17 protein-coding genes are annotated in these 18233 nt (G+C 63.0%); 9 read left to right on the top strand and 8 right to left on the bottom strand.

All coding sequences use genetic code 11. From position 1 onward, the window contains the following. Window positions 1–52: 52 nt before the first annotated feature. The 3 genes from BDK88_RS15665 to BDK88_RS15675 form a co-directional block, all read right to left on the bottom strand. Window positions 53–301 carry an H/ACA ribonucleoprotein complex subunit GAR1 gene (locus BDK88_RS15665; RefSeq protein WP_130501257.1) on the bottom strand — a complete coding sequence of 83 codons (249 nt, stop codon included), beginning with the start codon at window positions 299–301 and terminating at the stop codon, window positions 53–55. A gap of 1 nt (window position 302) precedes the next feature. Next, window positions 303–584 carry a signal recognition particle subunit SRP19 gene (srp19, locus tag BDK88_RS15670; RefSeq protein WP_130501258.1) on the bottom strand — a complete coding sequence of 94 codons (282 nt, stop codon included), beginning with the start codon at window positions 582–584 and terminating at the stop codon, window positions 303–305. A gap of 107 nt (window positions 585–691) precedes the next feature. Then, window positions 692–1756 (bottom strand): PGF-CTERM-anchored ABC transporter substrate-binding protein, encoded by a 1065-nt coding sequence (locus BDK88_RS15675; protein ID WP_130501259.1) that lies wholly within the window; start codon window positions 1754–1756, stop codon window positions 692–694. A 60-nt stretch (window positions 1757–1816) separates the two neighbouring features. On the opposite strand from BDK88_RS15675, the gene btuC reads away from it, so the two are divergent. The 4 genes from btuC (at window position 1817) to BDK88_RS15700 (ending at window position 8006) form a co-directional block, all read left to right on the top strand. Next, entirely contained in the window at window positions 1817–2914 is a 1098-nt protein-coding gene (btuC, locus tag BDK88_RS15680; RefSeq protein WP_130501260.1) for a vitamin B12 ABC transporter permease BtuC, read from the top strand. Continuing rightward, the gene (locus BDK88_RS15685; RefSeq protein ID WP_130501261.1) at window positions 2911–4269 is read left to right on the top strand and encodes an ATP-binding cassette domain-containing protein; all 1359 of its coding nucleotides are present in this window, start codon (window positions 2911–2913) and stop codon (window positions 4267–4269) included. Before btuC ends, BDK88_RS15685 begins: the two co-directional genes overlap by 4 nt. Window positions 4270–4781: 512 nt before the next feature. Beyond that, window positions 4782–6650, top strand: coding sequence for a Glu-tRNA(Gln) amidotransferase subunit GatE (gene gatE / locus BDK88_RS15695; RefSeq protein WP_130501263.1), 1869 nt, complete (start codon window positions 4782–4784; stop codon window positions 6648–6650). A 273-nt stretch (window positions 6651–6923) separates the two neighbouring features. Continuing rightward, window positions 6924–8006, top strand: coding sequence for a DUF1214 domain-containing protein (locus BDK88_RS15700; RefSeq protein WP_242611682.1), 1083 nt, complete (start codon window positions 6924–6926; stop codon window positions 8004–8006). 36 nt (window positions 8007–8042) lie between these two features. On the opposite strand, the gene BDK88_RS15705 is transcribed toward BDK88_RS15700, so the two are convergent. Further along, the gene (locus BDK88_RS15705; RefSeq protein WP_130501264.1) at window positions 8043–8525 is read right to left on the bottom strand and encodes an Lrp/AsnC family transcriptional regulator; all 483 of its coding nucleotides are present in this window, start codon (window positions 8523–8525) and stop codon (window positions 8043–8045) included. A gap of 180 nt (window positions 8526–8705) precedes the next feature. Here BDK88_RS15705 and BDK88_RS15710 point away from each other — a divergent pair, with 180 nt between their 5' ends. Together BDK88_RS15710 and BDK88_RS15715 are read left to right on the top strand one after the other, a co-directional pair. Beyond that, the gene (locus BDK88_RS15710) at window positions 8706–9659 is read left to right on the top strand and encodes a DMT family transporter (protein ID WP_130501265.1); all 954 of its coding nucleotides are present in this window, start codon (window positions 8706–8708) and stop codon (window positions 9657–9659) included. Window positions 9660–9867: 208 nt separating this feature from the next. After that, window positions 9868–10527 (top strand): HTH domain-containing protein, encoded by a 660-nt coding sequence (locus tag BDK88_RS15715; protein WP_207225303.1) that lies wholly within the window; start codon window positions 9868–9870, stop codon window positions 10525–10527. A gap of 27 nt (window positions 10528–10554) precedes the next feature. On the opposite strand, the gene BDK88_RS15720 is transcribed toward BDK88_RS15715, so the two are convergent. Next, window positions 10555–11610, bottom strand: a complete 1056-nt coding sequence (locus tag BDK88_RS15720; RefSeq protein ID WP_130501266.1) for a hypothetical protein — start codon at window positions 11608–11610, stop codon at window positions 10555–10557. A 55-nt stretch (window positions 11611–11665) separates the two neighbouring features. Then, complete coding sequence (locus BDK88_RS15725; protein ID WP_130501267.1) at window positions 11666–12442, bottom strand: RNA methyltransferase; 777 nt, start codon at window positions 12440–12442, stop codon at window positions 11666–11668. 969 nt (window positions 12443–13411) lie between these two features. Here BDK88_RS15725 and BDK88_RS15730 point away from each other — a divergent pair. From BDK88_RS15730 to BDK88_RS15740, 3 genes are all read left to right on the top strand, one after another. After that, complete coding sequence (locus tag BDK88_RS15730; protein ID WP_008014438.1) at window positions 13412–14641, top strand: Cdc6/Cdc18 family protein; 1230 nt, start codon at window positions 13412–13414, stop codon at window positions 14639–14641. Window positions 14642–14764: 123 nt separating this feature from the next. Next, window positions 14765–15958 (top strand): dihydropteroate synthase, encoded by a 1194-nt coding sequence (gene folP / locus BDK88_RS15735; protein ID WP_130501268.1) that lies wholly within the window; start codon window positions 14765–14767, stop codon window positions 15956–15958. Between the two features lie 200 nt (window positions 15959–16158). After that, window positions 16159–16863, top strand: coding sequence for a 6-hydroxymethylpterin diphosphokinase MptE-like protein (locus BDK88_RS15740; protein WP_130501269.1), 705 nt, complete (start codon window positions 16159–16161; stop codon window positions 16861–16863). A gap of 29 nt (window positions 16864–16892) precedes the next feature. Here the strand turns inward: BDK88_RS15740 and BDK88_RS15745 are convergent, their stop codons facing one another. Together BDK88_RS15745 and BDK88_RS15750 are read right to left on the bottom strand one after the other, a co-directional pair. Continuing rightward, window positions 16893–17078 (bottom strand): hypothetical protein, encoded by a 186-nt coding sequence (locus BDK88_RS15745; RefSeq protein WP_130501270.1) that lies wholly within the window; start codon window positions 17076–17078, stop codon window positions 16893–16895. 121 nt (window positions 17079–17199) lie between these two features. Next, window positions 17200–18195 carry an MBL fold metallo-hydrolase gene (locus BDK88_RS15750; protein WP_130501271.1) on the bottom strand — a complete coding sequence of 332 codons (996 nt, stop codon included), beginning with the start codon at window positions 18193–18195 and terminating at the stop codon, window positions 17200–17202. Window positions 18196–18233 lie beyond the last annotated feature (38 nt).

The following is an 18233-nucleotide window of genomic DNA, read 5'->3' on the forward strand; positions in this document are numbered from 1 at the left end:
GTCTTTCGACCACGGGGACGGACTCAATGAGGCCGATACCCGCGAACCAGCGCTACCGCGCGTACAGCGTCGAACTCACCAGCGACGGCAGGTGCACGTCGTCGTCCGGCGTCACCGCCAGATACGGCTGCGAAACGGGCCCAAAGACGTCGACGACGCGGCCGACTTCCTCGAGGGAGTCGTCGAGGACGGTCGTGCCGATCTCGTCGCGGTACGCCTCGGCTGCCTCGTCGTCGACGGCGTCCGCGCGGAGTACCGCAAGTCCCTGTGCCGTACGGACGACTGCGCCGATCCGGCGCATCTCACTCGCGCATCGCGACGACGTACGCCGCGACGGCTTGCACGAGGTCGTTTTTCGTCGAGTCGTCGGCTCCGCGGACGACGACCCGGCCCCGGTCGAGCCAGTGCTCTCGGGAATACGACTTGTCCCGCTCGATCGTGGCATCGTACCCGATCTGCTGGACGGCCTTTGCGATCTCGTCGACCGTCGGTTCTTCGACTGCCAAGTCCTGGGACACGCGTCGTCCGTCGCTCCGCGAGAGGTCCGCATCGAGATAAGCGGGCCAGATGACGTTCTCGACCATGCGCCCCTCTGGGCGGTCCGGCGAGTAAACCCTTTTCAAAACGATACGTCGGCTGCCGTCGAGAAGACGACCGAAACGAATCAGAAGCGTGACTCTACTTGCCCGCGTTATCGTCGCCGTGCGACGAATCCGATGGCAGCAAGCAAGGCGACGAGGGTGGCAGGAACGCCGAATCCAGGAATGCTGTCGTTTTGCTGGTCGTCCGACGTGGTGTCGTCCTCGGGTGCGGCGTCGAGTTCCGCGCTCGCCTCTTCGTAGGCCTCCGGATGGACCGTTTTGACGATGTCAGTAATCGCGTAGACGACCCGTGGCGCGGGCTGGCTGATGTAGTTTGCGTTCACCGGGAGGATGTTGTCGTTCTGGTAGGCAGGCGTCGCCGTAACCGACTCGTGGATTGGGACCTGCTCTCGGTCGTTCGGATAGACGATCCAGGCGGGGCTCTCGTTGACGACTGTTTCGGGGTTGATCTGTTTGTATGACTGGACACCCGCCTCCGCTGCAATGTTCGTCATGCCGGCCGTCGTCAGGACCTCGTTGATGAACGTTCCCGACCCGGCGGTGTATCCATCACCCATCGCGTAGTACGCCGTCGGGCGGTCCACCTCCTCGAGCGTCCGTTCGACGATCTCGAGTTGCTCGTTCATCCATGTAATCGTCTCTTCAGCACCGTCACACTCGCCGGTGAGTTTACCAGCCGTCCGGACGTTTTCACGAACGTCGTCGAGCGATTTGGCGTCGCTGAACTGATAGACGGTAAGGCCCGCGTTCCGAAGCTGTTCGATGTCACCTTCCTTCGTCGCGTTCGCCGCTAGCACGATGTCGGGATCGAGATTGATCACCTGTTCGTGCTTGACCGTCCAGCCGTCACCGACGTTCACACGCTCTCCACGGTCGAAATCGCTGGTTGCATAGCTGTAGGGCATCCCCACGAGCCGGTCCTCGGCGCCGATTTCGTACACCGTCTGGGTGTCGCTGGCCTGCAGCGTGACGATCGAGTCGGGTCGCTCCTCGAGCGTGATGGTCGTGCCGGTCGCATCGGTCAGCTCGAGGGGGAACTCACACGAAACGTCGACGGTCGATTCAGTGTCGGCGTTCGACTGCCCAGCGGCGGTGGGCGCAACCGCGGAACCGACAATTAGCAGGGCAAACAGGACGGTTATGTGGCGTCGCATCGCTCCCACCTCAACCCTACTTCAACAAATATTTGCCTACTGCAAGGTTGGTTGTCGGGTATGTATCGATCGGGTCGGACAGCAGTGTGGTCGGCGGGGCTGTTCGTCCTGCTCGTCGCGGTCGTTCTCACCAGCGCCGCACTCGGACCAGTCAGGATCGATGTCGTGACCGTCGCGATGGCGATGTTGAACGCGGTCGTCGTCCCTGTCGGCGTGACGAGTAGCAGTGCGTCGCTTCCCGTCCTCGGCGTCTCCGTTCCGACTCCGGGACTCGAGTACGCGACCGTCTTTTCGTTCGACGTGCCGGTGACACACCAGATCATCGTCAAAGACATTCGACTGCCACGGATCACGCTCGCGGCGACGGTCGGACTCTCGCTCGGTGCCGCGGGAACGGTGATGCAGGGGTTCTTCCGGAACCCGTTGGCGGATCCGTCGATTATCGGTGTCTCTTCGGGTGCCGCAGCGGGTGCGGTCGCGGCGATCGTCTTTCCGGGGCTCATTCCCTTCGGAAGCCTCCACGTCTCGGCCTTTCTCGGCGCGCTCGCGACGGCGTTTCTCGTCTATGCTATCGCGACAGAGGGTGGCCGAACGCCAGTCGCGACGCTATTGCTCGCCGGCGTTGCGATTCAGACGTTTCTCGGCGCGATGATCTCGTATATGCTCGTCCATAGCGGTGACTCGCTTCGACAGGCCGTCTACTGGATGATGGGCCATCTCAACAACAGCCAGTGGGGAGACGTGGGATTTGCCCTCCCGGTCACGCTGGCGGGCGTGCTCGCGCTCTGTGCGTTCCGACAAGAGCTGAACGTTCTATTGCTCGGCGAGGAAGACGCACACCACCTCGGCGTGGAAGTCGAGCGGACCAAACTCCTCTTGCTCGTGCTTGCGAGCATCGTAACCGCCGCCGGCGTCGCAGTTGCAGGTGTCATCGGCTTCGTCGGCCTCGTCGTGCCACACATTATGCGGCTGATCGTGGGACCGGACCACCGGATCCTGTTGCCGACCAGCGCACTCGCCGGCGCATCGTTCCTGGTGGCGACCGATACCCTCGCTCGGACCGGTCCGGCCGTCGTTCCGGTCGGGATCATCACGGCGGCGCTTGGCGCACCCTTCTTCCTGTTCCTGCTCAGCCGCCGGGAGGTGCACTCGGTATGACCGAGCCCGGGTGGCCCACCGATACGGCTGATGCAGACCCCGAGAGCGACGAGCAGTCGCGTCCGGATCCAGCGACGATCTCCGTCGAGGGCTGCTCGCTGTCATTCGGCGACCTCTCGGTGCTCGAGGACGTCTCGCTCACCATCGAACCGGGCGAGTTCGTCGGTTTCGTCGGACCAAACGGGGCCGGAAAGACGACGCTGTTGCGGACGATCAGCGCCGCGCTCGAGCCAGATTCAGGCACTGTCGCGATCGACGGGGCCGACGTTCACGACCTTTCGTCGCGGGCCTCGAGTCGGCTCGTCTCGGTCGTGCCCCAGGACACCTCGATCTCGTTTTCGTTTCCCGTCCGTGATGTCGTCGAAATGGGGCGTCATCCACACCGCTCGCGGTTCTCGTCGGCGACACCTGATGACCATGCTGTCGTCGAGCGCGCCTTAGAGCGCACCCGGACGGCGGAGTTGGCCGACCGACCGATCGACGAGGTAAGCGGCGGCCAGCGCCAGCGGGTCGTCCTCGCGCGGGCGATTGCCCAGGCGACGCCAGTCATGCTGTTAGACGAGCCGACGGCGAGTCTCGACGTCAACCATCAGGTCGAGACACTCGAGCTCGTCCGCGAGCTGGTCGACGAGGGCCGAACCGTGATCGCAGCGATCCACGATCTCGATCTCGCGGCGCGGTACTGCGATCGACTGGTGTTGCTGTCGGACGGCACGGTCGCCAGAGACGGCCCACCAGCGACGGTGTTGACCGGCGACGCGCTGGCCGACTCCTTCGACGCGAACGCGGTCGTGACACAGAATCCGGTGACGGGAACCGAGACGGTGACGGCGCTGGCAGACACCCACGAGCCGGAGCCAGCGTCGCGTCCGGACCGGGTTCACGTCCTCGGGACAGGAGCCGCCGCAGCCGGCGTCGTCGCCAGACTCGCGGCCGCGGGGATCGATGTGACGCTCGGACCCGTCTCGAGCGGCGACGCTGCAGCCGAAACCGCTCGCTCGCTGGGCGTCGAGGCAATCGAGACCGAACCGTTTGCGCGCTTGGCCCCCGAGGACCGCGCCACCGCCGAGACGCTCGTTCGAGAGGCCGATGTCACGGTGCTTGCCGATCTCGTCCTCGGTGCTGGCACCCAGCCGCTCCTCGAGGCGCTCGAGACGAGCGACGGGCTGGTCGCCGTCGAGACGCGGCCGCTCTCCGAGCGTGATTTCGCGGCCACGGACGCTCGAGCGCGGTACAGCGCCTGTTGTGAGCGCGCAGTGGACGCGACGCTCGAGGGCGTCTGCGAGGCGGTCGCCGACGCGGCAGTGGGTGGTTCGTCCTCACGGCAGGTAGACTCGATCGACGTCGACGACTGAGACGGGATGCTATCACGGGTTTCCGGAACGTTCCACGGCGGTCGTGAGTGGGTTGGTACTGACTCCGCAGCCGATAGTAGCACGGTTTCCGTGTGCAGAAGCACTCGTGATTCCGGTAAGTACAGCCGGCCACCTGTTCGCTACCCTCTACACAAATAATATAAATAAGAATGTATTCGTCATTAAATGTGACTACAAAAAGCTCCTCAATTCTCATTCCCGGCGTTATCTGTATGGTTATTGGATTTTTCCTTTTCAACGTAGTTGGGGCCGGTTTGGGGCTGATACTGGGATTTGCGATGGGTGAACAATATTACAACCGTCGTGAGTTAGAAAAGCAGATAGACGAATTGAAAGGCAGTGACTAATACTATTTCTAACATTCGCACGATATAGATAGTTCGCATCTGTAGTTACCGAATCGGACGTTAAATTATGACCGGCGGTATGACACTGTCATCCCGCGAGCGGACTGGACGGTTTTTTACCCCTCCGCCTCCGAGTGGCCGCCAATGACCGAGTACGATTACGAGGCCCTCGGACTCGTCGCCGGGCTGGAGATCCACCAGCAACTCGACACGGCGACGAAGCTGTTCTGCCAGTGTCCGACCGACCTCCGCGAACCCGACGCGGCGACGCGGTCGTTCACGCGCTATCTCCACCCCACCCGGAGCGAACTGGGCGAACTCGACGACGCCGCCGTCGAGGAGAGCATGGTCGAACGCGAGTTCGAATACCTCGCCTACGACTCGACCTGTCTCGTCGAGGAAGACGACGAGCCACCTCACGAACTCGACGACGAAGCCCTCGAGACGGTGCTCGAGATCGCCCAGCTGATGGACATGAACCCGGTCGATCAGGCTCACGTCATGCGCAAGATCGTCGTCGACGGGTCGAACACGAGCGGCTTCCAGCGCTCGTCGCTGGTCGCCACCGACGGCGAAATCGAGACGAGCGACGGGGCCGTCGGCATTGAGGATCTCATGCTCGAGGAAGAAAGCGCCCAGCGCGTCGAAGAAACCGACGACGGGGTGCGCTACAGCCTTGACCGACTGGGGATCCCACTGGTCGAGATCGGCACCCGTCCGGACATTTCGACGCCCGAGCAGGCCCTCGAGGCTGCCGAACGGATTGGGATGCTGTTGCGCTCGACGGGGAAGGTCAAACGCGGCCTGGGGACGATCCGTCAGGACGTCAATGTCTCCATCGAGGAGGGTGCCCGCGTCGAGATCAAGGGTGTCCAAAGCTTAGACGACATCGACGATATCGTCCACAACGAGGTCGGCCGACAGGTCGAACTTGTCGCGATCCGTGACGAACTCGAGGAACGTGACGCGTCGGTCGGCGACACGCAGGACGTGACTGCGGTCTTCGAGGACACCGACAGCGGCGTCATTCAGGGCGCGCTGAATTCGGGTGGCTCCGTGATGGCGGTGCCGCTCTACGGCTTCGACGGCCTCGTCGGGCGTGAGATCGCACCCGACCGCCGCCTCGGCACCGAGTTCTCGGATCACGCCAAGCGCCACGGCGCGGGCGGGATCTTCCACACCGACGAACTCCCCGCCTACGGCGTCACCGACGAAGAGGTCACGGCCCTGCGCGATGCAGTCGGTGCCGATCCCGAGGACGCCGTCGCGATCGTCGCCGACGAGACCGACATCGCCGCAAACGCCATCGATGCCGTCGCCGACCGGGCCGCGACCGCGCTCGAGGGCGTGCCCGAAGAAACCCGCGGTGCGAACGACGACGGCACCACCCGCTACCTGCGGCCGCTGCCCGGCGCGGCGCGGATGTACCCCGAGACGGACGTCCCGCCGGTCGAACCCGATCCGAGCGAGGTGCCCGAACCCGAACTCCTCACCGCAAAGGTCGAGCGCTATCAGGACGAGTACGATCTCGGCGAAGGGCTGGCCGAGCAGGTCGCTTACGGGAAGTACATGCCGCTATTCGAAGACGTGGTCGCCGACGGAGTCGATCCGACGCTGGCTGCGACGACGCTCGAGTCGACGCTGACCGAACTCCGGCGCGACGACGTCCCCGTCGAGGCGCTCACCGAGGAACACATTACGAACGTGCTGGGCATGGTCGAGGACGGCGACTTGCCCAACGAAGGCGTGCCGGACCTGTTGACGGAACTGGCAGAGAAGCCAGACCAGACGGCCGAGGCGGCAGCCGAAGACGCCGGACTCGGCGGTGCCGACGAGGACGAGGTCCGCGAGGCCGTCGTCGAGGTCGTCGAGCGCAACGAGTCGCAAGTCGAAGACGAGGGCATGCAGGCGTTCTCCGGGCTCATGGGAGAGTGCATGGGCGCGCTTCGTGGCAAGGCAGACGGTGACCTAGTGAGCCAACTGCTGCGCGAAGAGATTCAAAAACGCGCCTAACAGGCGTCGATACCGCGACTCGTTTACTGCCGGTGTTCGCGACGCTCCGCTGCAGGGACGGCACGGGGAGCCAGCGTAGTGGGTGCAGTGAGTAACATCCAGTTTATACCCTCATCATGTCAAGAGAGTGCAGGCTAGTCGCGTCTTCGTATTATATGGAGCGCTGGTGTGTGACCCGTTGAGTCGCCCGCACGGCCGCTGTGGGGCGCTCGGAGAAACATGGGTATGTGCAACGAGACACAGCACACGAGGGACGAATCGGACTCCGAATGGATGCGAACGACGCGCCGAACCGCGCTTCGCGGGACTGGTCTCGCCGGCGCGCTCGCGCTTGGCGTCGGCAGCGCCAGCGCGAGCCAGAACTTCTCGGAGGCGACCGCTCGCCAAACCCGAACCGAGACAACCGACGACGAGTCCGTTCCAGTAACGTGGGAGAATTACACGCGCGCAGAGTCGGACACGTACTTCGCGAGCTACGCCGAGCTGGGCGGATTCGGCGAGTTCTATCACATCCGGGAGCCAGTCCCCATCGACCAGCAGGACGTCATCCAGATGAATCGTGATACGCTCTACTCGGCTGGCGTCTTCGATCTGACGGAGCCAGTCACCGTCACCCAACCGGACACTGGTGACCGCTACCAGTTGCTGATCGTCATCAATCAAGATCACTACGTGAAGGGGTCGTCCACGACTGCCGGCGAATACACGCTGACACAGGACGAAGTCGGGACACGGTACTGTCTGGTCCTGGTCCGCACGTTGGTCGACCCGAACGATCCGGACGACATAGAGGCCGTTCATGCCATCCAGGACGGGCTCACGGCGAGTCAACGATCGCCCGGAACGTTCGAGATTCCCAACTGGGATCAGGAGTCGCTCGAGGAAATCCGCAATGCGCTCATCACGGTTGGAGAGACGATGGAGGACTCCCGGGGCGTGTGGGGCGACGTCGACGAGGTCGATCCCATCAAGCACTACCTCGGCACCGCGGTCGGCTGGGGCGGCAGTCCGGAGACGGACGAGTTTGTCCTCTGGCGAACGCCCGAACGGAACGACGGCGACACGCCATACACGCTCACCGTCGAGGACGTCCCCGTCGACGGATACTGGTCGGTCACCGTCTATAACAGCGACTGGTACCTCGAGGAAAACGAGTACGACGCGTACGCGATCAACAACGTGACCGCAGAGCGAGCCGACGACGGCAGCGTCACGATTCACTTCGGCGGCGATCCCGACCAGCCGAACTTCCTCTATACGCCGGCGGGGTGGAACTACACGGTTCGGCTCTACGAGCCGCGCGCGGAGATCCTCGATGGGAGCTATCAGTTCCCCGAAGCAGAGCCGCTCGAATGAGAGATGCGACGCGTTTGGGATGGTTCACGCTGCTTGTCAGGTCTCGACTAGCTCCTCGAGCAGCGTCTCGAGACTGTAGCTCTGTAAGGCGTCCCGTTCTTCGACCGCCGAGATGACGAACGTCGAGACGGTTCGGTCGACGCCCTCGAGCTGTTCGAACTCGGCGATCAGCCGCTCGACCATCTCGCTGCCGCTCAGTCGCGCGATAACGATGAAATCCGTCTCGCCCATCGTGAAGTAGACGTTCGTGACGCCCTCGACGGTCAACAGCCGATCCGCGAACTCCTCGTAGGAGCCCTGATAGTCGGCGTGGATCTCGACCAGCACGGTGACGCCGAGGCCGAGTTCCTCGAGGTCGATTTCGTAGCGGTCGTTTGCGATGATCCCTTCTTCGCGGAGATTGTTGAGCCGATAGTGGATCGTCGAGACCGGGATACCAGTCGCCTCGTGGAGCTGTTCGGGGCTGCCAGTCTCGAGTTCAGCGATCGCCTTGAGCAGGCGCACGTCGCGGTCGTCCATACGACCGCGTCGGACGGCAGTCCGTATGTGTCTTCCGACCGATGTAATTGGAGAAATCTACAAGACTAATTCCTGCTATAGTTCATCCTTCGGATGACATTCGTATGTGTGATTTGTAATTCAGGAATTCGCGGTTGCTTGTAGAAGCATCTAAATAGAACAGTTGTTTCCGAACCGTGTATGACTACGATCGGTTCAGTGCCAGATGGGTACCGTGATGCGGTGCTCTTTTCGATACTCGCACTCTGCTGGGGCAGTTCATTCGTCGCAATCGAGATCGGCCTCGAGTACGTGCCGCCGCTTTTGTTTGCCGGGCTTCGCTATGCGCTCGCGGGCGTGATCGTTCTCGGATACGCGGTCGTCGTGGCCGATCGTACGCGACCACGAGGGAAGGCGGAGTGGCTTGCCGTCACGGTCGCCGGCGTCTTCGTCATCGCGCTCTATCACGGGCTGTTGTACCTCGGCGAACTGTACGTCTCGGGGGCTGTGGCAGCGACCGTTGTCAGCACAGCACCGATCCTGACGGCAGCGTTCGCTGGCGTCATCCTCCCGTCGGAACGGCTCGCACCCGCTGGCGTCGTCGGCTTCGTGCTCGGGCTCGCTGGCGTGATCGCGATCGTCCAGCCCTCACCCGACGCGCTCGCGGGTGAGGTCACTGTGGGTGCGACGCTCGTGTTTGCCTCCGCGGTCGCGTTCGCTCTCGGCAGCGTCCTCGTTCGGCCGATCGACGCGGCGGCGTTGCCACTCGAGACGCTCCAGGCGTGGGCGATGCTCATCGGCGCGGGTGTGTTGTTGGGGTGGTCGTCGCTGCGCGGCGAATCGGTCGCGGCGGTCGAGCTAACCGCCGAGATGCTGCTTTCGTTTGGCTACCTGACGATCGTCTCCGGCGTGTTCGCCTTCTTGCTCTACTTCGAACTGCTCGAGCGAAGCGGTGCGACACAGGTCATCCTCGTCAGCTACGCCGAGCCGGTCGTTGCGATGGGCGTCAGCTGGCTCGCGCTGGGACATGTCGTCGACTCACTGACGCTCGTCGGGCTGGTGACGATCCTCGCCGGCTTCGTCGTCATCAAACGCCGGGCGCTCCGGTCGTTGCTCCGCTCGATCCTCGAGGAGCGGTCGGCTACGACCTCGTGAAGACGTTCGGCGTGCGCCAGCGACGTCGCTCCGCAGCCGGCAGATCTGCTTCGGGCTCTGATGGACTGACTGTTCTGAGCGGCACCCGACATATCGCCCACAGGCCCGTGTGGATTGTTACCATTATACTATTTTGAAGCGTGAAACCTCGAATACCTGCACTGGCGGAAACATTTATCAGCACGCACGTTGGCCGATTGCATGACCAATGTCCGAGACGCGAGATTCCGAGACCACGGCGCTTACAGCGGTTTGTCACGTGCGCGCACCGTTATTGCTCGAGCCGATCGACGAGCAGATCGAGACACTGCAGGCTTGCGAGTCCGAGGGCGCGATCGACGAGTTGCTCCTGCGCAGTTGGCCCCAGGAAGTCGCACTCACCGATGAGAGTCCGTATCAGGAGGTCATCGACACCTATGACCGGTTCGCACAGTGGGCTGACGGCCGCGGCGTGAGCATCCGACCGCCGTTCCGGGAGCGGTCGACGACGTCACAGGTGACCGGCAAGACGCGAGACCGGCTGGTGACGCCGCTCCTGTGTCTCGAGGTGTACGCCGACGACGAACTGGTCGGTGTGTTCCCACACACGGACGAGCGAACCGAGGAGACGTACACGACCGACGAGGCGATCGCCACGCTCAGAACCGGCGAGGTGCCGGAACCGCTCGGCTCGGTCACACGCGAGGACACGCGCGCGTCTGCGACGAATACGTGTCCCGACTGTGGCGGAACGCTGGTCGACGGCCAAGGACTGTTCGCCTGCAGTGACTGTGGGTGGATCGGAACCATCACCGAAACCGGACGATACGAGCCACAGCCAGTTGAACTCACGAACGAGCGTGACCCGTCACCCGTCGCGACCCGGTAGTCAGCGCGTCAGGACGACCGCACGCAATCACTCGCGAGCGAACTCCCCGCCGTACTCGGCGTCGACCGTCACTGTCGTCTCGGCGCGGTTGACTGTGGCCGTGTTCGCTTCCGTTCCCAGCGAGGACTCGAGTTTTCCTTTATCGATCACCTCATCACTGCTGTAGCTGACGGTGGCGCGTGCGGTTGCGGTATCGCTACCGGTGACCGAAAGGTTCTGATGGACGCCGTATGCGCCCTCGAACGCACCGAATTCGAACTGTAATCCGTTCTCGGTGCTCGTCTGATCGTCCGAGAGCGTCCCCGACGCGAACGCGTCGTTCGCTGTGTAGAGACAGCAGGCGATACCACTGTTTTCGCCGGCACGAAGCAGTTGCTCGAAGTCACCGTCGGCCTCGTGTTTCGGTGTTCGGTCGCCGGCTGCTGTCGCGACTGTTCGCTCGACGGCGGCCGCCGGGTCGAACGACGAGTCGGCTGCGTTGGGATACGAATATGCGTAGACAGTCTCCGTGACACCGACGATCTCGTCGCTTCCGCTGTCAGCATAGACAGCGTATCCGTCGGACTCGGTCTCGAGGGTGTATCCAGCAGCCTCGAGATCGGTTGTAATGCCGTCGCGGTCGTACGAGCCCACGAGCGCGTACACGCCGTCGGCATAGACGAACTGTTCTTCTCCGTTGGCGGTCTCGTTGTTCTCGTTGTATGCGTTGAAACCGGCGGATGTGGCCAGCTTTTCGAGTCCGAACGAACTGAGGAGTGCGACGACGACAGGGTTACCGACGAGTGGGTCCGTCGGCTCTTTGCCCGCCTCGGCACCCTGGTCTTCGAGCAGGGTCGACATCGTCCCGACGTCGATCGCTCCGTAGAAGTACGCCGGTTGATCGGTCGTCGGTAGCATCGAAGCGTACGGCGGGAGCGTCCGCGCAGCCGCGTTCGTGTTCCCACTGTCGGCGGTATCTGTGCTACTGTCATTGGAATTTCCATTCCCGTTGCCGTTTCCGCCGGACGACGACGAGCAGCCGGCGAGAAGCGCCATTCCGCCAGCGAGCAATCCGAGCGCGTTTCGGCGACGAATGTCAGTCATCCTGTGGAGATGGTCACTGAATCCGTATTATTGTACTGACTTGCGAGATGTCGTATCACACACTGTCACTGTTCTCGGCCGGCCGTTCGGTTGCCCGACGGAGAATCCCAAGCAGTGTGTTTGCCTCGCGTTCGGTCACGTCGGCCCGACCGAATACCCGTCGGACCATCCGCATCGTCTTGTCGTGTTTCTCCGCGGGGTGGTTGAGTTCCTCGAGGAGGGCGCTCCATTGGTCGTAGAGCCGATCGACAGTCGGCTCGGGAGCGCGGACGCGCTCGACGTCGGGTAACTGCGTCTCGTCACCGAGGGTCAGCGACCGGAGTTCGTAGAGCGTGATCGTGGCAGCCTGTCCGAGGTTGAGGACGGGATAGTCGGCGTTTGCCGGGATCGAGCAGATTTCGTCGATCCGGGTCAGTTCCTCGTTCGTCAGGCCGACGCGTTCGCGGCCGAAAACGAGCGCGGTCGGTGCCTCGACGGTCGGGAGCCGGTCGGCGAGGTCGGCGGGCGTCGAATAGGGGAATCGAACGTGGCTGTTGTCGTCTTCGTTCGTCACCGCCGTACAGCCGATCGTATGATAATTCTCGACGAGGTGGTCGAAGCTGATCTCGTCGGCGTTCGGCAGCACGTCCTCGCGTGCGTGGCCGGCGAAGCCGTAGGCCTCGCCGTCGGGATCGAGTTCGGGTGGGTCGACGAGCAGGAGGTCCTCGAAGCCGAAGTTCTTCATCGCGCGGGCGATGGTGCCGACGTTGCCGGGCGACTGTGCGTCGACGACCGCAACCGCTGGCGGCGTTCGACTGGCAGGTGGCTCGGGTGATGGCGAATCGTCGGTCATTGGGACGAAGGTGAGACGAACTCGAGACGAGTCGGTGCAGTCAGGTCGCCAAACGAGTCGCTGGGAGACGGCGATCGTGACTGAAACGCTGTGGCCGTCGGATTCATAGCCGAGATTCGGAGTGGGACCGCAAAAAGAGACGCGTTCGCGGTTCGATGGTGAGATGACCGACGACGAGGTAGCGACGGCTGTCGAGAATCGACTTCTCTAGATGTTCTAGAGATATATTCCTAGAGAAGAGAGCTAGATAGACTAGTGCTAGATAGACTAGTATTATACTAGTACTATAATTATTAGCACTATAACTACACTAGTACTATACTAGTGTCAGAACACTCTATAGTAGCTGTTCTCGTCTTGCGTCGTAAAACGACGGGGGACACTAGCGAATGTATTTTCGACCGGAGAGCGCTCAGAACGGGGCAGAATTCGTGTATCGGCTCTGAAAGCGGAGTGTGAGAGGGACACACCCCCCTCGCGTTTGTAACTCCATATCCGTGTGTGGGTTCTGATTTGGAACACACCAGTATCGCGGATGTAAATTCGGCTCAAAACCGGTGTTTTCTTCCGGATATTCGACGATCAATCTCGACCACCCCAACCCTCACGGCGTTACAAACGCGAGGGGGGTGTGTCCCCGGTCGATAATCGATAAATCAGTCACTCGAGTCGCTCTCGAGTGAGATTTCGACGGTCGCTGCGGAATTCCGTCCGTGGCTGTCGGACGGGGCCGTGGAGCCGAAACCCAAGCCAACGTGTCGCTGACCGGGTCGAGCATCCGAGCCTTACACTCGCGATGGGGGTGGGGGTAGCCACCGCGAGCGGTTAGAAGCGCGAGGGCGGCGGTTCGAGCAACTCTCAGGTATACGGCTAGGAATGCCACGTTGCGACGCTCTGACGGCAGGTTTACACTCGCGAGCGATCTCCACAGCTTTATTTCAGTCCAGTTGAAAGGGGCGGAGTAACGCAATGTCCGCCAACGACGATCGAGACCCGCTCTTTCGGTACGACGATCCGGTCTTTGCCGACGAGCGTCTGCTCGAGATCACGCACCTGCCCGGTCCGGATCGGATCGTCGGGCGTGACGAGCAGATGCAACGGGTTGCGGACGCCCTGAACCCGGCGATTTTCGGGAGCGAACCCAACCACCTGTTCATCTTCGGCAAGACTGGGACCGGCAAGTCACTTATTTCACGGTCGGTCACCCAGCGCGTCATCACGGAAGCCGAACACGACGACGTCACCGTAAAGTACGCCTTCATCGACTGTGGCGAACAGAACACGGAAGCGTCGATCGTCAAGACAATCGCCCAACTCGTCAACGACCCCGACGAGAGCGGGATCACTGTTCCCGACCGCGGCCTGGGGACCGGCGATTACTACAAGCGTCTCTGGCAGGCCGTCGACCACTGCACTGATGTCACCATCGTCATTTTAGACGAGATCGACATGCTCGAGGACGACGAGGTCCTCCGCAAACTATCGCGAGCCGGGGAGAACCGCCGGATTTCGGACTCGAGCATCGGCATTATCGGCATCTCGAACAAGATCGACTTCCCGGATCACCTCTCCGAACGCGTCAAGTCGAGCCTCTCGCGTGACGAACTCGTCTTCTCACCGTACGATGCCAACCAGCTCGTCGAGATTCTCGAGAAACGCCGCGACGCCTTCCACGACGGCGTGCTCTCCGACGACGTGATTCCGCTAACGGCCGCCCTCGCGGCCCAGGAACACGGTGACGCGCGCAAGGCGATCGACATCCTCCGGAACGCCGGCCGGATCGCCAAGAAACGAAACGAGTCTCAGGTCACGGCCGACCACGTCCGCGACGCCAAAGAGAAGACCGAGGCCGACCGGTTCAACGAGTTGATCGAGGGCTCGCCCCAGCAGGCCAAGGCGATTCTCTACTCGCTGACGCTGCTGACCGAGAACAGCTCGGAAAAGGAGTTCCCGACGAAGATCATCTACAACCAGTACAAGGAAGTCGCCCGCCAGCTCGACTTCGATGTCCTCTCCGAACGCCGGGTCCAGGAGATCCTCCAGGAACAGAACTTCCTCAACGTCATCCAGTCCGAACGCGAAGGACGCGGGCGCGGCCGCGGCGCACACGCGAAACACCGCCTGCTCGAGAACCCCTCGATCGTCAAGAAAGTACTCTTGCGAGACTCACGGCTGGCCGTCTTGGAAGACGACGAGTAGCCTACCGGCTGCCAGGTTTTCGCTTTCCATCGTGTCGGTCTTGGCTCCCCGACTCAGCCGACGTGAGCGAGCACCGTTCGCCGGAACCACGATACCTTTTGGCGTCGCTTCCACAGACGGGATATGGACAGCGTCGACGCCGCCGGACTGGGGATCGGTGACGAGTATCCGCCCCGGATCATGGGTGTGTTGAACATCAGCGAAGAGTCGCCGTACGATCCGAGTGTCTACGACGACCCCGGCGAGGCGGCCCGGTATGTCGACGAGGAACTGATCGGTGAAGGGGCCGACATCGTCGATATCGGCCTCGAGTCGGCCAACAAACGCTTCGACGTGCTCTCGGCCGAGCAGGAACTCGAGCGGCTCCATCTCGCGCTCGAGACGATCGAGAGCGTCTCCGGGGATGCGATCTTCTCGATCGAGACCCGCTATGCAGCGGTCGCCGACGAGGCCCTCTCGCAGGGCTTTGACATGGTCAACGACATCTGTGGCTTCGCCGATCCGGAGCTGCCCACCGTCTGCGAGGACCACGACGCCGCGGTCGCGAAGATGGCGAGCCCACCGGATATAGAGCGGCCGGGTGCCGTCGAGGAGACCGACTGGGCCGCCCGGAAATCGCCTGCGTGGGCTGCAGATGCTGACTACGTCGATCAAGTCTACGAAGCACTGAAGCAGAACGGCCTGACCGACAAGACGATTATCGACCCTGCCTTTGGCGGCTGGAGCGAGTCCCAGACGCTCGCCGACGATCGTGAGACGTTCCGCCGACTGCGGGAGTTTCGCGCGCTCGAGCGACCGATGCTGGTCTCTATCAATCGAAAGAACTTCCTCGGCGAAATCGCGGGCCGCGAGACCGACGAGCGACTGCCGGTCAGCCTTGCGGCAACGTCGATGGCCGTCGAGCGCGGCGCACACGTGATCCGGACCCACGACGTGGCCGAGACGCGGGACGCGGCCCTGATCGGGAAGGCGTTTACCGAGCGCGCGAGCGCGACCGCAGACGGGATCACGATCTCACAACTGGACGTCCACTCCACCCGCGAGTTCCGGACGCAACTCCGCGAGCGCGGCGTCGATCCAGCGGTGGCCGACGACTGGCAGGGCCAACTCCTCGAGGTCGATGGGCTCGATCCTGATGCCAGCGACCGGCTGGCGGCCGTCGCGGCCGACCAGGGAGCGGCCGTCAGACGGACGGCTGACGGGACGTGCTTGCTCGTCGGATCAACAGCCGACGTTTCCGGCGTTGCTGGCGAGCTATCGGGTGGAAAAAGCAGTCTCGGGGATTTCGCTGAAAAGCTGTCAGGACTGCTGCGTTAAGAGAAAGCTTATGCCGGAGGGTTGAAAATGAGCGAGTGGACGCCGGGTAGCCTCCCGGGTAGGGGTACTTTGGAGGTGACCCCCGGCCCACAACACGGAATTATTGTGGTACTACGTTGCCCAGTGACGACTGGGTCCGTTCTTTGGTGTCGGTCGAGACCGAACACACAAACCCGTCCAGCGCCGAGCACGAGCCGACTATGGAGTTCGACGAGTGGGAACCGGTCTACGAGGCGATCTTGGACGATTTCGGCTACGACCGGGCCGGCGACGAGCGCGGGCGTGATCTCCTCGCGTCGCTGCTCGAGACGTCGTTCGACCCCGCCGATCTCTCGCGCATCCGTGACGCGACCGTCGCCGTCGCCGGTGCTGGCCCATCACTCGAGACCGAGCAGGCTCTCGAGCGAGCGCGCGCGGCCGACGCCGTCGTCGCCGCCTCGACCGCCGTCGACACCCTCGCGAGCCATGGGATCGCGGTCGACTGCATGGTGACCGACCTCGACAAGAATCCCGATACTGTCGTGGACCTCACCGAACGGGGCGTTCCGGTCGCGGTCCACGCCCACGGCGACAATCTCGACGCGACCCGTGCGGTTGTCCCCAATTGTGACGCTGCATACGTCATCCCGACAACGCAGGCCGCGCCTCGCGGCTTCGTCAGAAACTACGGTGGCTTCACCGACGGCGACCGCGCGGCGTTTCTGGCGGACCACGTCGGCGCTGCACGCCTCACGTTCGTTGGCTGGGATTTCGACGACCCCACAGTCGACGCGGCGAAAGCCCGCAAACTCGAGTGGGCCGAGCGACTACTCGTTTGGCTCGAGTCACGCCGCGGCGAGCGCTTTGCGGTACTCGACGGCAGGCGAGAGGAGATCGATACCGATGCCATCCCGATCTCGGAGTAATTACGCCGCTGCAGCGCCGATCACGGACATCACCGAATCCGATACTCGACAATGTCGTTGCTGCCACAGGCCGGACACGTCGACACGGACTCGAGCGTGGTCCCACAGCGTCGACACTCTTCGATGACCGTTCGGTCGTCCGTCCGGAACAGAACCGTCTCGAGCGCTTTCCGCACTGTCGACTGCGTCGTGGTACCGTCCTCTCGACTCCTCATGAGCGGTCAGTTGTGAATATCACAATTCGTTATTGTCTCGTTATACGAACTGACACGGGATTCGATACCGATGTGACGTGGTAATCGCCACCTACGACCCAAAATCCCGTTCGATCGGACCTCAGCGGACGATGTCGTACTGGACGGGGCCGTCGGCGACCCGTTCGACCAGGCCCTCGCGCTCGAGCGCTTGCAGGTGTGCCGTCGCTTCGCCGGCACCGAACTTGACGTGGATACCCTCGAGGTCGCCGAACAGTTGGCAGGCGACCTCCCACGGCGTTTTCGCGGCTGCCGTCGGCTCGCCGTCCTCGAGCGCTGCGAGTACCCGCTGGGACCGTTCCCGGTGGTGATCCAGAATCTCCGCGATGCGCCCCCGTTCGATTCCAGATCCGTGACCGGCCAACAGCCGATCTGAGCGATCGGCGAGTCGCTCGAGCGTCGCACGAAACGCCCCGAGCGGATCGCGTTCGATCCCCAATTCGGTGGCGTCGGTCGCGGACGCTACCGCTGACTCGCGTCCGCCGTTCCGGAGCGTCCGGGTATCGCTGCCCCCGACGTTCGGTGTAACGGTCGGCAACACGGCGTCGCCGACCAGCAGGAAGCCGTCGCCGGCGAAGGCCGTATGGCCGAGCGTGTGGCCGGGCGTCGCAACGGCCTCGAGCCCCGCGACTCGATCCCCGTCCGTGAGCCGTTCGACCGGCGTCTCGTCGGGTATCGGAGAGACCGAATCACCGTCGATCACGCTATCGACTGCTGCCGTCGGCACGCCACAGCGTCGCATCACTGCGGCGTCACGCTCGAGGCGGCGCTCGCGTTCACGTGCGTAGTCCGCCACTAGGGCCGCGTCGCCGGCACCCATTGCGAGCGTCGCGTCGGCTGTCTCGGCCAGTCGGGGCGCGAGCCCGGCGTGATCGGCGTGCCAATGGGTGACGAGGACGTACTCGAGGGATGTGGGAGTCACGCCGGCGCGTTTGAGGCCCGTATGCAGCTCTTGCCACGCCCGTTCGGTCGGCGGCCCGGGGTCGATGACGGCGCGATCGGCGACGAGATACGCGCTATTCCCTCCTTCGGGCCCGTCCCCGCCGACCTCGATTCGCGAAACAGAAGTAGCAGCCATTACGCGGGTATCCGTCTCGAGCTCCCTTAGTCGCCCTG

The sequence above is a fragment of the Natrinema hispanicum genome (assembly GCF_004217335.1).
Lineage (GTDB): Archaea > Halobacteriota > Halobacteria > Halobacteriales > Natrialbaceae > Natrinema > Natrinema hispanicum.

What these genes read in the sequence shown, in the direction of transcription:
- BDK88_RS15665 (WP_130501257.1), bottom strand. Translation starts at nt 301, where the DNA reads ATGCGCCGGATCGGCGCAGTCGTCCGTACGGCACAGGGACTTGCGGTA.
- srp19 (WP_130501258.1), bottom strand. Translation starts at nt 584, where the DNA reads ATGGTCGAGAACGTCATCTGGCCCGCTTATCTCGATGCGGACCTCTCG.
- BDK88_RS15675 (WP_130501259.1), bottom strand. Translation starts at nt 1,756, where the DNA reads ATGCGACGCCACATAACCGTCCTGTTTGCCCTGCTAATTGTCGGTTCC.
- btuC (WP_130501260.1), top strand. Translation starts at nt 1,817, where the DNA reads ATGTATCGATCGGGTCGGACAGCAGTGTGGTCGGCGGGGCTGTTCGTC.
- BDK88_RS15685 (WP_130501261.1), top strand. Translation starts at nt 2,911, where the DNA reads ATGACCGAGCCCGGGTGGCCCACCGATACGGCTGATGCAGACCCCGAG.
- gatE (WP_130501263.1), top strand. Translation starts at nt 4,782, where the DNA reads ATGACCGAGTACGATTACGAGGCCCTCGGACTCGTCGCCGGGCTGGAG.
- BDK88_RS15700 (WP_242611682.1), top strand. Translation starts at nt 6,924, where the DNA reads ATGCGAACGACGCGCCGAACCGCGCTTCGCGGGACTGGTCTCGCCGGC.
- BDK88_RS15705 (WP_130501264.1), bottom strand. Translation starts at nt 8,525, where the DNA reads ATGGACGACCGCGACGTGCGCCTGCTCAAGGCGATCGCTGAACTCGAG.
- BDK88_RS15710 (WP_130501265.1), top strand. Translation starts at nt 8,706, where the DNA reads ATGACTACGATCGGTTCAGTGCCAGATGGGTACCGTGATGCGGTGCTC.
- BDK88_RS15715 (WP_207225303.1), top strand. Translation starts at nt 9,868, where the DNA reads ATGTCCGAGACGCGAGATTCCGAGACCACGGCGCTTACAGCGGTTTGT.
- BDK88_RS15720 (WP_130501266.1), bottom strand. Translation starts at nt 11,610, where the DNA reads ATGACTGACATTCGTCGCCGAAACGCGCTCGGATTGCTCGCTGGCGGA.
- BDK88_RS15725 (WP_130501267.1), bottom strand. Translation starts at nt 12,442, where the DNA reads ATGACCGACGATTCGCCATCACCCGAGCCACCTGCCAGTCGAACGCCG.
- BDK88_RS15730 (WP_008014438.1), top strand. Translation starts at nt 13,412, where the DNA reads ATGTCCGCCAACGACGATCGAGACCCGCTCTTTCGGTACGACGATCCG.
- folP (WP_130501268.1), top strand. Translation starts at nt 14,765, where the DNA reads ATGGACAGCGTCGACGCCGCCGGACTGGGGATCGGTGACGAGTATCCG.
- BDK88_RS15740 (WP_130501269.1), top strand. Translation starts at nt 16,159, where the DNA reads ATGGAGTTCGACGAGTGGGAACCGGTCTACGAGGCGATCTTGGACGAT.
- BDK88_RS15745 (WP_130501270.1), bottom strand. Translation starts at nt 17,078, where the DNA reads ATGAGGAGTCGAGAGGACGGTACCACGACGCAGTCGACAGTGCGGAAA.
- BDK88_RS15750 (WP_130501271.1), bottom strand. Translation starts at nt 18,195, where the DNA reads ATGGCTGCTACTTCTGTTTCGCGAATCGAGGTCGGCGGGGACGGGCCC.